We start from the raw sequence: 11,461 nt of genomic DNA, 5'->3' as shown, positions 1-11,461 counted from the left end.
GCCCTCCATCTGGTTTCGGGCGCCAAGTTGTCCCCAAGATGTTGAGGATCGCGGCGCGCGTTGCGGCACGCCGCCGCAGCCGCTTCCAGGGCATTGCAATCTGAACCGTCTGGTTCATATTCTGATTACAGAATTTGATGGAGATCGCCATGCCCTCCCCTGCCGCCCGCCCCGCCGACCGCTGGTCGCCGCTCTACTTCCTCGCCTCCGTCGGTGCCGGTGGCCTGGTCGCCACGTTCTTCATGTGGCTCTACATGTGGGTGCCGCATCCGGCGCAGCCCGTTCCGCTCTATGAGGACATCGCGCGCGCCTTCGCTTCGGGGTCCGTCCCGATGCGCGCGATGATCGTGGCGGCCGCCCTCGGCATCGCCGCCTTCGCGTACCTGAACATCCGCCTGCTGATCTGGAACCTCGGCCAGCTGTCGCGATTCCGGGGAACCGAGGCGCAGGCGCGACTGATGTCATCGAATGCCGAGACGCAGATGACGGCGCTGCCACTGGCCCTGGCCATGTCGATCAACGTCGGCTTCATCCTGGGCATGGTCTTCGTGCCCGGCCTCTGGGGGGTGGTCGAATGGCTGTTCCCGCTGGCCATGGCCGCCTTCGCGGCCACCGGCATCCTTGCCCTGCGCCAGATCGGCCGGTTCCTGGCCCGGGCCACCACGAAAGGCGGCTTCGACTGGGCGGCGAACAACTCCTTCGCGCAGGTTCTGCCTGCCTTCGCCCTTGCCATGGTGGGTGTCGGCCTGTCAGCCCCGGCCGCGCTGTCGGCCAACCCGGCAACCGCCGCAGTCTCGGTCGTGCTGGCGACGATCTTTCTTGTCCTGTCGCTGACGCTCGCGGCGATTGCCGTGGTGCTGGGCATCGCATCGATGCTGCAGCACGGCGCCAATGCCGAGACCGCGCCCACGCTGCTGATCGTGGTGCCCCTGGCCACGGTGCTGGGCATCCTGATGCTGCGCCTCGACCATGGCCTGCACACCCACTTCGGCGTCCACGCCGAACCGGGCGAAAGCCTGGTCCTGCTGACCCGGCTGATCGCGGTGCAACTGGCCTTCGGTCTCGCAGGTCTCGCCGTGCTTGCCCGGCAGGGCTACGCCGCGCGCTTCCTGACCGGTGCGGACACCTCGGTCGGCTCCTATGCCCTTGTCTGCCCGGGCGTCGCCGCCAGCGTGCTGATGCAGTTCTGGATCAACAAGGGCCTGGTCGGGGCGGGCGTGATCGCCAAGTTCGGGGCGGCCTACTGGGTGCTCTCCGGCATCGCCCTGGCCTTCCAGATCGCGATGATCGCCCTGGTGCTGGTGCTGAACCGCCGCCACTTCCGCCCCGCGCCGGCCGCGCATGCGGTGGCTGCGGAGTGATCCCGACGGGGCGGGCCGCAGGGCCCGCCCCTTGTCCTGCCGCCCCTGCCGCGCTTTCATGGCGCCATGACCCCCGAACGCGCGACCGATCCGCATGACTGGCCCGCCCTCCTGTCCCTGATCCGCCGGGCCTTCGCCGGGATGGAGGGCCGGATCGACCCGCCCTCGTCCATGCATCGCCTGACCGCCACCGACATCGCCCGGCAGGCCAGGGACGGCGAGGTCTGGGTGGTCGGACAGCCCGCGGTGGCCTGCATCTTCCTCACGCCAGAGCCCGATGCCCTGTATCTGCACAAGCTTGCCGTCGATCCGGCTGTTCAGCGGCGCGGCCTCGCCCGCCAGTTGATCGGCCTGGCCGCCCTCCGGGCGCGCGCCCTGGGATTGCCGCGCCTGCGCCTGCAGACCCGGGTGGAACTGGTCGAGAACCACGCGACCTTCCGCGCCCTGGGCTTTCAGCAGACCACCGCGAGCGCGCACCCGGGCCATGACCGGCCGACCTCGCTCACCTTCGAACGCGCCGTCTAGGGCAATCGTCCCGTCTTCGGCGGACGGAGATCAGGCATCACGGCTGTGGCTTTGAGAGGAGTCTTTCAGCGACGTATCCCTGGATTCCGTCGCCTTCGATCTTGATGAGGACCCATCCGTTTTCGGGGTTTTCGACGACGGTTACGGCCTCGTTTCGTGTGAGGCGTCCGATGACGGGTTCGGTGGTGGAGGGTCCCTGGCGGACGTTGACGGCGTTTGCGGAGACGTAGCGGAGGGGGAGGGGGTCGGCGGTGGGCGCGGTGGCGGCGGGTGCGGCTGCCGGGGGTGTGGCGGCGGGCGGTGTGGCGGGGGTGAAGCTTGCGGGGGTGAGGCTTGCGGCGAGGCGGCCGGGCGCCGGTTCGGGGGCGCGGGCTGCGGGGACGGCGGCGGGGGCGGGGCGTGCGGGGGGCAGGTCGGCATAGGCCTCGGGGGCGTAATGCCCGGCCAGGCCGAAGCGCGCCTGGCCGTGGTCGCGGCCCCCGATCAGCAGGACCAGGAACATCGCGGCGGCGAGAAGGCTGAGCAGTCTGACCATGGGCGGCAACCGATTCCGGACGATTTCCGTTCGTTTACCATGCTTTCGCGGCGCGGCGGGCCAAAAAAGCGGCAGGCTGCGACGGCCCCCCCCGAGCATGCCCCGAGCGGACCCCCGAATGCCCGCCGTGCGCCCCCCGGGGCGCGCCGCCGGGTGGCCGCCCCGGAACGGCCTCCCGAAGCGGACCCCGGACCGTGCCGCGGGGCCCGCGGTGCGGGGTCCGGGCCCGCGGCGCGCAATCCGCACTGGACCGGTCCGCGCCCGCGCCTTACACCACCGCCATGCCCGCCCCGCCCGACAGCCCCCCGCCTGACACTCCCGGGCCCGACAGCCCCCCGCCCGACACGCCCGGGCCCGACACGCCCGGGCCCGACAGGTCCGGGGCCGCGCCCGCGGACCTGGCCGAACCGCTGCGCCGCGCCATCGGCGAGCGCTATCTGACCTATGCGCTGTCCACGATCATGCACCGCGCGCTGCCCGATGCCCGCGACGGGCTGAAGCCGGTGCACCGCCGCATCCTCCATGCGATGCGCGAGCTGCGCCTGTCGCCCGCGGGCGGGTTCCGCAAGTCGGCCAAGATCTCGGGCGACGTGATGGGCAACTACCATCCGCATGGCGATGCCGCGATCTATGACGCGATGGCGCGGCTGGCGCAGGACTTCAACCTGCGCTACCCGCTGGTCGACGGGCAGGGCAACTTTGGCAACATCGACGGCGACAACCCGGCGGCCAGCCGCTACACCGAGGCCCGCCTGACCGCGATCGCCGAGACCCTGATGGAGGGGCTGGCCGAGGATGCGGTGGACTTCCGGCCGAACTACGACGGCACGCTGGAGGAACCCGTGGTCATGCCCGGGGCCTTTCCGAACCTGCTGGCCAACGGCGCGTCGGGCATCGCGGTGGGCATGGCCACCAACATCCCGCCGCACAACCTGCACGAGCTGGTCGATGCCTGCCTGGCGCTGATCCGCGATCCGGAGATCGCCGACGACGCCCTGGCCGACCTGGTGCCCGGCCCCGATTTCCCCACCGGCGGGGTGCTGGTGGAACCGCCCGAGAGCATCCGCGAGGCCTATCGCACGGGCCGCGGCGCGTTCCGGCTGCGCGCCCGCTGGCATGTCGAGGATCTGGGGCGCGGTGCCTGGCAGGTCGTGATCACCGAGATCCCCTACCAGGTGGCGAAGTCGCGGCTGATCGAGCGGCTGGCCGAGCTGATCGTGACGCGGAAGGTGCCGCTGCTGGCCGATGTGCGCGACGAGAGCGCCGAGGACCTGCGCATCGTGCTGGAGCCGCGCGCCCGCACGGTGGACCCCGAGATGCTGATGGGGCTGCTGTGGCGCAGCTCGGACCTCGAGATCCGCTTCAGCCTGAACATGAACGTGCTGATCGACGGGCGGGTGCCGAAGGTCTGTTCGCTGAAGGAGGTGCTGCGCGCCTTCCTCGACCACCGCCGCGCGGTGCTCCTGCGCCGCAGCCGCCACCGGCTGGAGCGGATCGACCACCGGATGGAGATCCTCGCGGGCCTGCTGGTCACCTACCTGAACCTCGACCGGGTGATCGACATCATCCGCTACGACGCCGATCCGAAGGCCGCGCTGATGCGCGAGACCTGGGGGCGGAGGCATCGCCGCGCCACCTCGGAGGCCGATTACCGCAGCCCGGGGCCGGGGCCGGGCGAGCTGGGCGAGGTCCAGGTCGAGGCGATCCTGAACATGCGGCTGCGCGCGCTGCGGCGGCTGGAGGAGATGGAGCTGCTGGCCGAGCGCGACGCGCTGCGGGCCGAACGCGCGGGGCTGGCCGCGCTCGTCGCCGACCCGGCGCAGCAATGGGCGCGCATCGCCGGGGAACTGGCCGGGACCCAGGCGCGCTTCGGCCGCAGCGCCCCGGGCGGCGCGCGGCGCACCACCCTGGCCGAGGCGGGCGGGACGCCCGAGGTCGCGCCCGAGGCGCTGATCGAGCGCGAGCCGGTCACCGTGATCTGCTCGCGCATGGGCTGGGTGCGGGCGATGAAGGGGCACCAGCCGCTCGACCTCGAGCTGAAGTTCAAGGATGGCGACGGGCCGCGCTTCGTCTTCCATGCCGAGACCACCGACCGCATCCTGGTGGCCGGCTCGAACGGGCGGTTCTACACGCTGGGCGCCGGCAGCCTGCCCGGCGGGCGCGGCATGGGCGAGCCGCTGCGCCTGATGGTCGACCTGCCGAACGAGGCCGAGATCGTCGAGATGCTGATCCACCGCCCCGGCGAGCGGCTGCTCGTCGCCTCCGACGCCGGCGACGGCTTCGTGGTGCCCGCCGACGAGGTGCTGGCCCAGACCCGCGCCGGAAAGGCCGTGGTCACCCTCGCCCCCGGCGCCCGCCTCGCCCTCTGCCGCCGCGTCGCCGGCGACCATGTCGCCGTCATCGGCGAAAACCGCAAGATGCTCGTCTTCCCCCTCGCCGACCTCCCCGAAATGGCCCGCGGAAAGGGCGTCCGGCTCCAGAAGTACAAGGACGGCGGCCTCGCCGACGCCACCACCCTCACCCTCGACCACGGCCTCGCATGGAAAGACCCCGCAGGACGATCCAGAACCGAAACAAACCTCCGGGAATGGACCGCAAAACGCGCAACCCCAGGAAAAATGGCACCAAGAGGCTTCCCCAGAAACAACAAGTTCAACGGATGAGCGGGCTATTCCCCGCGCTGCGGCCACATCCGCGAGAACACCCCGTCGCGCCGGACGATGCCGTGGAAGGCCGCCGCACCGACATGGGCCAGGATCAGCAGCACCAGCGGGATGCGCACCCACCAGTGGATCGCCTTCGCCGTTCCGGCGAGCGCGTCCGAGCGGGGCACGATGCGCGGAACCCCCAGGGCGTCGAGCGACTCCAGCGGAAAGCCCCCGGCGACGACCCGCACGTAGCCCGACACGGCCATCACGACCAGCAGCAGATACAGCAGCCCGTGCACCGCCTCGGCCACCCGGGCCTGGACCGGCGGCACGCTGGCGGGCAGCGGCGGCGGCGGATGGCGCCAGCGCAGCACCAGCCGCGCCAGCACGACCAGCAGGATCACCACGCCGACGTTCTTGTGCCAGATGTACATCGGGTCCTGCACCGCGCGGGGCCAGCCTTCCTGCACCATCAGCGCACCGACCGGGATCGTCGACAGAACAAGAAGGACGGTCAGCCAGTGCAGGGCGCGGGATGCAGGATGGTAGGCGGCGGCGGGCATGGCACGGCCTCGGGCAAGCGGCATCTCGTGATCTAGCACGGTCCCCCCGCCGATTGACAAGCGAAACCTCTGCATCCTTCATCAACCGGTCATGATCAGGCCCGCCCCGTCCCCACCGGCATCGCTGACCGCCCTGTCCCTTGCCGGGGCCGGGCTTCTGGCGCTTGGCGGATGGGCGGTCTCGGGCGGCACCGGCCTGCCGCTCGTTGCGCCGCCCCTGGCCTTTCTGACGATCGCCGCCCTTGTGGCGCGGAGCCTGTCCCGGGCCGCATCGGCCCGGCACCTTGGCGCGGCGAATGCCGTCACGCTCGGCCGCGCCGCCGTCGCCTGCCTGATGCTCGCCCCGATCCTGATGCCCGGCGGATTGTCGGGGCGCGAGGCGGCGGGCTGGGCGCTCGTCGCGCTTGCGCTCGGGGCGCTGGCGCTCGACGGGGTCGACGGCTGGCTCGCGCGGCGCCGGGGCGAGGCGACAGCCTTCGGCGCACGCTTCGACATGGAGACGGACGCGCTGATGGCGGCGGTGCTGGCGGTGCTGGCCCTGGTCTCGGGCAAGGCGGGGGTCTGGGTGCTGGCGCTCGGCATGATGCGCTATGGCTGGGTGGCGGCGATGCCGGTCTGGCCCTGGCTCGGCGGGGCGCTGCCCGAACGCCGGTCGCGCAAGACGGTCTGCGTGATCCAGATCGCCGTGCTGACCGCGCTGATCGCCCCGCCGGTGGTGCCGCCCCTGTCCACCGCCCTCGGGGCCGGCGCGACGGGGCTGCTCATCTGGTCATTCGGGCGCGATCTGTTGTGGCTGCGGGCGCGGGCGGGATGATCCTGCCGCGACTGGCCGCTGCGGCGGTGTTCCTGCATCTGGTGCTGATCCTGCCCAACCACCCGGGTGCCCTGACGCTGCGCGCGCTGCTCCTGTTCCCGCTGGAACTGCCCGTCATCCTGCTGCTGCTGCTGGCGCTGCCGCCGGGGCGGCCGGCCCGCATCGCCTGCATCGTGCTGACGGCGGTTCTGGTGGTCCTGACCCTGCTCAAGGCGGCCGACATTGCCACCCATCTGGCCTATGACCGGCGGTCGAACCCAATGGCGGACTGGCCGCTGGTCGGCGCCGGATGGAACCTTGCCCGCGGCATGCTGGGCGGCGGTCCGGCCGCGCTTTTGCTGGCGGGGGTGGCGGCGGGGCTTGCCGCCCTCGTGGCGCTGCTCTGGGCGTCGCTGCGCCTGTGGTCGCGCGTGTCGCTGCCCGGTGCCGCGGCCCGGGCGGCGGGGATCGGGGCGGCGCTGGCCGGGGTGGTCGCGCTGGCCGAGGCGGGGCAGGCGATGCGGCTGTGGACCTTGCCGCAGCGCCCCCCGGGCGCCGCCTTCACGCTGCGCAGCGGGGTGGAACATGCGCTTTACGCCCGCCGCGCCGCTGCCGACCTGCGTGCCTTCCGGCAGGCCGCGCTCAGCGATCCCTGGGCTGCCCGCACCGGCGTTCTGGACCGGCTCGGCGGGCGCGAGCTGCGCATCGTCTTTGTCGAAAGCTACGCGCGCAGCAGTTTCGACAATCCGCTCTATGCCCCCACGCACACCGCCACCCTGCGGCGGGCCGGATCCGCATTGTCGGCAGCCGGGCTGGCCGCAGGCACGCTCTGGCTGCAATCGCCGATCGAGGGCGGGCAAAGCTGGCTTGCCCATGCGACCCTGGCATCCGGCCTGACGGTAAACGACCTGTCGCGCCATGCGGCCCTGGTGGCCAGCCCGCGCCGCACCCTGTGGCAGTTCGCGCAGGATGCCGGATATCACACGGTCGCCGTGGCGCCCGCCATCACCCGGGCCTGGCCCGAAGGCGTGCGGCTGGGCTTCGACACGCTGCTTGACCGGGATGCCATGGGGTATCGCGGGCTGCCGTTCAACTGGGTCACGATGCCCGACCAGTTCACCCTGGCCCGCTGGCCGGATCGGCTGCCGCCCGATCCGCGCCCGGTCTTTGCGCAGGTTGCGCTGATCTCGTCGCATGCGCCCTGGGTGCCGGTGCCGCGCCTGATCCCCTGGGACGCGGTGGGCGACGGCACCGAATTCGATGCCATGGCCGCCGGTGACCCGCCCGAGGTGGTCTGGCGCGATCCCGACCGGATCCGCGACCAGTATCGCCAGTCGCTCGACTATGCGCTGTCCGCCGCACTTGCCGATGCGGCGCGGCAGGGCGGGGCAGATGCGCCGCTGATCCTGATCCTGGGCGACCATCCCCCCGCCGCCTTCGTCAGCCAGACCGGCAGCCCCGATGTTCCGCTGCATGTCATCGGGCCGCCCGAGGCGCTTGCCCCGCTGGCGGGCTGGGGCCTGACGCCCGGCCTGATCCCGGGCCCCGATACGCCGCGATGGCCGATGGCGGATTTCCGCGACCGGTTCCTTGCCGCCTTCACGACACCCTGACACAACCCGCACTGCCATTGAACACGCCGCGCCGCCTGCTACCCTTGCGCGGCAAAGGGAGAATTCCGCCGATGACCTCGCTCCTCACCCGCCGCCGCCTCATGTCGGTCGCCACCGCGGCGTTCGGCGCCGGGGCACTCGTTCGCCCCGCGCGCGCCGAGACGCGGGTCGCGCTGCAACTGTCCTGGCTGCATTCGGTGCAGTTCGGCGGCAGCTATATCGCCGCCGACCGGGGCTACTGGCGCGAGGCCGGGCTGGAGGTCGCGCTGAACCCCGGCGGGCCCAATGCCCCCGTGGAACCGCCCGTCGTGTCGGGGCAGGCCCTGGTCGGCATATCGGCGGCCGACTATACCGCCGCGGCCGTGGCGCAGGGCGCGCCCTTCCGCATCATCGGCGTGGCGATGCAGAAGAACCCCTTCGCCATCGCATCGCTGCCGGTCAATCCGGTGCGCAGCCCCGCCGACCTGCCGGGCAAGCGGATCGGCATGGCGCTTGCCAACATGCCGGTGCTGACCGCGCTCTGCACCCTGAACGGGATCGACGTGAACAGCATTGCCGTCGTCCCCACGCTCTATGACGCGGCCCCCCTGATCTCGGGCGAGGTCGACTGCCTGCTGTGCTGGGCCACCGACCTGCCCGTCGCCATGACGCAGCGGGGCATCGCCAACGAGGTGATGCTGATGGCCGATCACGGCTATGCCCTGCATTCCCAGACCTATATCGCGACCGACGACAGCCTGGCCAACCGCCGCGCCGATCTGGTGGCGCTGATGCGGGGCGAGCTGCGCGGCTGGACCGACTATCGCGCCGACCCTGCCGCCGCCGCCGCGCTGACCGTCGCCCTGCATCCCGATCAGGGCCTCGATCTGCCGACGCAGGAACTGCAGGCCGCGCGCCAGGTGCCGCTGATGTTCTCGGACCTGACCGATGCCATGGGCTTCGGCTGGTTTACCGACGAAACCGTCGCGGCCAACATCCAGACGCTTGCGCTGCTGGGCCATGCGGTCACGCCTGACCTGTGGGACCGCTCGATCCTCGAAGAGGTGCGGGGTGCCTGACCACCCCGCACCGCCCGAGGTCCGGATATCGGATCTGTCGATGGCCTGGGGGCAGGGGCAGGGCAGGGTGCAGGCCCTGTCGCCGCTGACCCTGTCCTTCGCGGCGGGCCGGACCACCGCGCTTGTCGGTCCGTCAGGCTGCGGCAAGTCCACGCTGCTGCGCCTGATCGCCGGGCTCGACGTGCCGACGACGGGCACGGTCGCCATCGGCGACGAAACGCCTGCGCAGGTCACCACGCGGGCGGGGCTTGCCGTCGCCTTCCAGGACGCGGCGCTGCTGCCCTGGCGGACGGTGCGGGGCAATGTGGCGCTTGCCCTGACCCTGTCGCGCCGCGCGCCCGATCCGCAGGCGGTGGACCGGCTGATCCATCTTGTCGGGCTGCAGGGCTGGGAAGACCGGCGTCCGGCCGAGCTTTCAGGGGGCATGCGCCAGCGCGCCGCCATCGCCCGCTGCCTGGCCACGGCGCCCGGCCTGCTGCTGCTTGACGAACCCTTCGGGGCCGTCGACGAACTGACCCGCCTGCGCCTGAACGAGGATCTGCCGAAACTGTGGGAGACGCGCGGCACCACCACGCTGCTCGTGACGCATTCGGTGGCCGAGGCGGTGCTCCTGTCGGACCGGGTGATCGTGTTCTCGGCCCGCCCGGCCCGCGTGGTGGCCGATATCGCCATCGACCTGCCGCGCCCGCGCGCCCGCGACCTGACACGCACCCCCGGCTTCCACGACCTCGTCGACAGGGTGTCGGCGGCGCTGTGGGACGGCGCGGCGGGCGACCGGCCGCTGGCCGCCGAATGACGGCGCGGGCGATCGCTGCCGCCGCTGCCGGCGGGCTGGCCACGCTCGTCCTGTGGGAAACCGCGGCCCGTGCCTTTGCGGGCCTCGCCATGATCGCCGGTCCGGTCGAGGTTGCGGGCTGGCTGTCGTCGCATGCCGGGCTCGTGGTCCGCGCCACGGCGATCACCCTGCAGAACGCGGCCCTGGGATTCGTGGCGGGCAATCTTGTGGCCGTGGCGCTGGCCGCGCTGTGCCTTGCGGTTCCGCGGGTGGAACGGCTGGTGGGCGTGCTGGCGCTGCTGGTGTTCTGCCTTCCGCTGGTCGCCACGGGCCCGATCCTGCGCGCGCTCTGGGGCACCGGCGCCGGGCCGCAGGTGACGCTGGCGGCGCTTGCCGTCTATTACACCACCTTCCTCGCCCTGATGGTCGGCCTTCGGGCCGCCCCCGCCGCCTGGTTCGATCTGGTGCGCAGCTATGGCGGCGGACGGCTGGATGAACTGTGGCGCATCCGCGCCGCGGCGGCGCTGCCCTATCTGGTGGCCGGTCTCCAGATCGCCACCCCGGCGGCCGTGCTGGGCGCGATGGTGGGTGAATTCACCGGGGCCGAGCGCGGCCTGGGCGTGCTGACCATCCGCGCCATGCGGGAAATCGACGTGGCGGGTCTCTGGGCGGTGGCGGCGGTGGCGGCGGGCCTGTCGGTTGCGGCCTATGCTGCAGTGGGCGCGGCGGGCGCCCGGCTTGCGGTGGCGCCGCCCGCGCTGCTGATGGCTCCGCCGCCCGCCCATGCGGCGGCCTCGGGCGCCGCCCGCGCCCTTCGCGGGATGCTTGGCCTTGCCATCGCCGCGGTCGCCGCCGTCGCGCTGTGGCATGCCGCGATGGAGCTTGCGGGCCTGCACCCGTTCTTTGCCAAGCGGCCCGCCGATGTCTGGGCCTGGCTGGTCACCGCGCCCGGGGCCGCCGCCCACCGGGCCACGCTGGCCGCCGCCTGGGCGCAGACCATGGTGCTGACCGTTCCGGGCTATCTTGCCGGGCTGGCGCTTGGTGCGGGGCTGGCGCTGGCGATCGCGGCGCGCCCCGGTGTCGGTGCCGTCGCCATGCCGCTGGCCATCGCCCTGCGCGCCGTGCCGATCCTGACCACCGCGCCGCTGATCGTGCTGGCGCTCGGGCGCGGCGCCGTCGGCACCATCGCCATTGTCGCCACGATGATCTTCTTCCCCACGCTCGTCGCCTGCCTCTCGGGCCTGTCGCGTGTGCCGCCGCCGTTGCGCGACCTGCTGGCCAGCTATGCCGCTCGCCCGCTGCACCGTCTGTGGCTGGTGCAGGTGCCCGCCATGCTGCCCGCCTTCTTCGCCGCCGCCCGCATGGCGCTGCCCGCCGCGATCCTGGCCGCCACCACGGCCGAATGGCTGGCAACCGGCATCGGCATGGGCGGGCTGATGGCGCTCACCCCCTCGACCTCGGGCTGGACGCAGATGTGGGCCGCCGTCGCCGTCATGGCGCTGACTGCCGCGGTCGGCTATGCGGCCGTCGGCAGGGTGGAACGCCGCGTCCTGCTGCGGTTTGCGCCCGAACAGCTGCACAGGTGATCCC

Annotated in this window: 10 protein-coding genes; 8 read left to right on the top strand and 2 right to left on the bottom strand. The window is 72.3% G+C overall.

The features are described 5' to 3' along the window. The first annotated feature begins 149 nt into the window (after positions 1–149). Both KF887_19310 and KF887_19305 read left to right on the top strand, forming a co-directional pair. Complete coding sequence (locus KF887_19310) at positions 150–1,361, top strand: hypothetical protein (protein QYK43665.1); 1,212 nt, start codon at positions 150–152, stop codon at positions 1,359–1,361. Between the two features lie 66 nt (positions 1,362–1,427). Further along, positions 1,428–1,886, top strand: coding sequence for a GNAT family N-acetyltransferase (locus KF887_19305; GenBank protein QYK41479.1), 459 nt, complete (start codon positions 1,428–1,430; stop codon positions 1,884–1,886). A gap of 37 nt (positions 1,887–1,923) precedes the next feature. Here KF887_19305 and KF887_19300 read toward each other — a convergent pair whose 3' ends face one another. After that, entirely contained in the window at positions 1,924–2,421 is a 498-nt protein-coding gene (locus KF887_19300; GenBank protein ID QYK41478.1) for an SH3 domain-containing protein, read from the bottom strand. Between the two features lie 281 nt (positions 2,422–2,702). Here KF887_19300 and KF887_19295 point away from each other — a divergent pair, with 281 nt between their 5' ends. Next, positions 2,703–5,084, top strand: coding sequence for a DNA topoisomerase IV subunit A (locus KF887_19295; protein QYK41477.1), 2,382 nt, complete (start codon positions 2,703–2,705; stop codon positions 5,082–5,084). A 5-nt stretch (positions 5,085–5,089) separates the two neighbouring features. Here KF887_19295 and KF887_19290 read toward each other — a convergent pair whose 3' ends face one another. Then, a complete protein-coding gene (locus KF887_19290; protein ID QYK43664.1) occupies positions 5,090–5,632 on the bottom strand; it encodes a cytochrome b/b6 domain-containing protein in 543 nt (180 codons plus the stop codon). A gap of 91 nt (positions 5,633–5,723) precedes the next feature. Here KF887_19290 and KF887_19285 point away from each other — a divergent pair, with 91 nt between their 5' ends. The 5 genes from KF887_19285 to KF887_19265 all read left to right on the top strand — a co-directional run bounded on the left by KF887_19285 (position 5,724) and on the right by KF887_19265 (position 11,457). Beyond that, positions 5,724–6,446, top strand: coding sequence for a CDP-alcohol phosphatidyltransferase family protein (locus KF887_19285; GenBank protein ID QYK41476.1), 723 nt, complete (start codon positions 5,724–5,726; stop codon positions 6,444–6,446). Between the two features lie 2 nt (positions 6,447–6,448). Further along, positions 6,449–8,038, top strand: coding sequence for a sulfatase-like hydrolase/transferase (locus tag KF887_19280; protein ID QYK43663.1), 1,590 nt, complete (start codon positions 6,449–6,451; stop codon positions 8,036–8,038). Between the two features lie 71 nt (positions 8,039–8,109). Continuing rightward, positions 8,110–9,096 (top strand): ABC transporter substrate-binding protein, encoded by a 987-nt coding sequence (locus tag KF887_19275; protein QYK41475.1) that lies wholly within the window; start codon positions 8,110–8,112, stop codon positions 9,094–9,096. Beyond that, on the top strand, positions 9,038–9,892 hold the full coding sequence (locus tag KF887_19270; GenBank protein QYK41474.1) for an ABC transporter ATP-binding protein: 855 nt from the start codon (positions 9,038–9,040) through the stop codon (positions 9,890–9,892). Before KF887_19275 ends, KF887_19270 begins: the two co-directional genes overlap by 59 nt. Further along, the gene (locus tag KF887_19265) at positions 9,889–11,457 is read left to right on the top strand and encodes an ABC transporter permease subunit (protein ID QYK41473.1); all 1,569 of its coding nucleotides are present in this window, start codon (positions 9,889–9,891) and stop codon (positions 11,455–11,457) included. Before KF887_19270 ends, KF887_19265 begins: the two co-directional genes overlap by 4 nt. Positions 11,458–11,461 lie beyond the last annotated feature (4 nt).

The organism is Paracoccaceae bacterium, from assembly GCA_019454225.1.
Classification (GTDB): Bacteria; Pseudomonadota; Alphaproteobacteria; order Rhodobacterales; family Rhodobacteraceae.
The sequence above is the reverse complement of the archived record's forward strand: the minus strand, read 5'-3'. Positions and strand labels throughout refer to the sequence as shown.

What these genes read in the sequence shown, in the direction of transcription:
- KF887_19310 (QYK43665.1), top strand. Translation starts at nt 150, where the DNA reads ATGCCCTCCCCTGCCGCCCGCCCCGCCGACCGCTGGTCGCCGCTCTAC.
- KF887_19305 (QYK41479.1), top strand. Translation starts at nt 1,428, where the DNA reads ATGACCCCCGAACGCGCGACCGATCCGCATGACTGGCCCGCCCTCCTG.
- KF887_19300 (QYK41478.1), bottom strand. Translation starts at nt 2,421, where the DNA reads ATGGTCAGACTGCTCAGCCTTCTCGCCGCCGCGATGTTCCTGGTCCTG.
- KF887_19295 (QYK41477.1), top strand. Translation starts at nt 2,703, where the DNA reads ATGCCCGCCCCGCCCGACAGCCCCCCGCCTGACACTCCCGGGCCCGAC.
- KF887_19290 (QYK43664.1), bottom strand. Translation starts at nt 5,632, where the DNA reads ATGCCCGCCGCCGCCTACCATCCTGCATCCCGCGCCCTGCACTGGCTG.
- KF887_19285 (QYK41476.1), top strand. Translation starts at nt 5,724, where the DNA reads ATGATCAGGCCCGCCCCGTCCCCACCGGCATCGCTGACCGCCCTGTCC.
- KF887_19275 (QYK41475.1), top strand. Translation starts at nt 8,110, where the DNA reads ATGACCTCGCTCCTCACCCGCCGCCGCCTCATGTCGGTCGCCACCGCG.
- KF887_19270 (QYK41474.1), top strand. Translation starts at nt 9,038, where the DNA reads ATGCGGTCACGCCTGACCTGTGGGACCGCTCGATCCTCGAAGAGGTGC.
- KF887_19265 (QYK41473.1), top strand. Translation starts at nt 9,889, where the DNA reads ATGACGGCGCGGGCGATCGCTGCCGCCGCTGCCGGCGGGCTGGCCACG.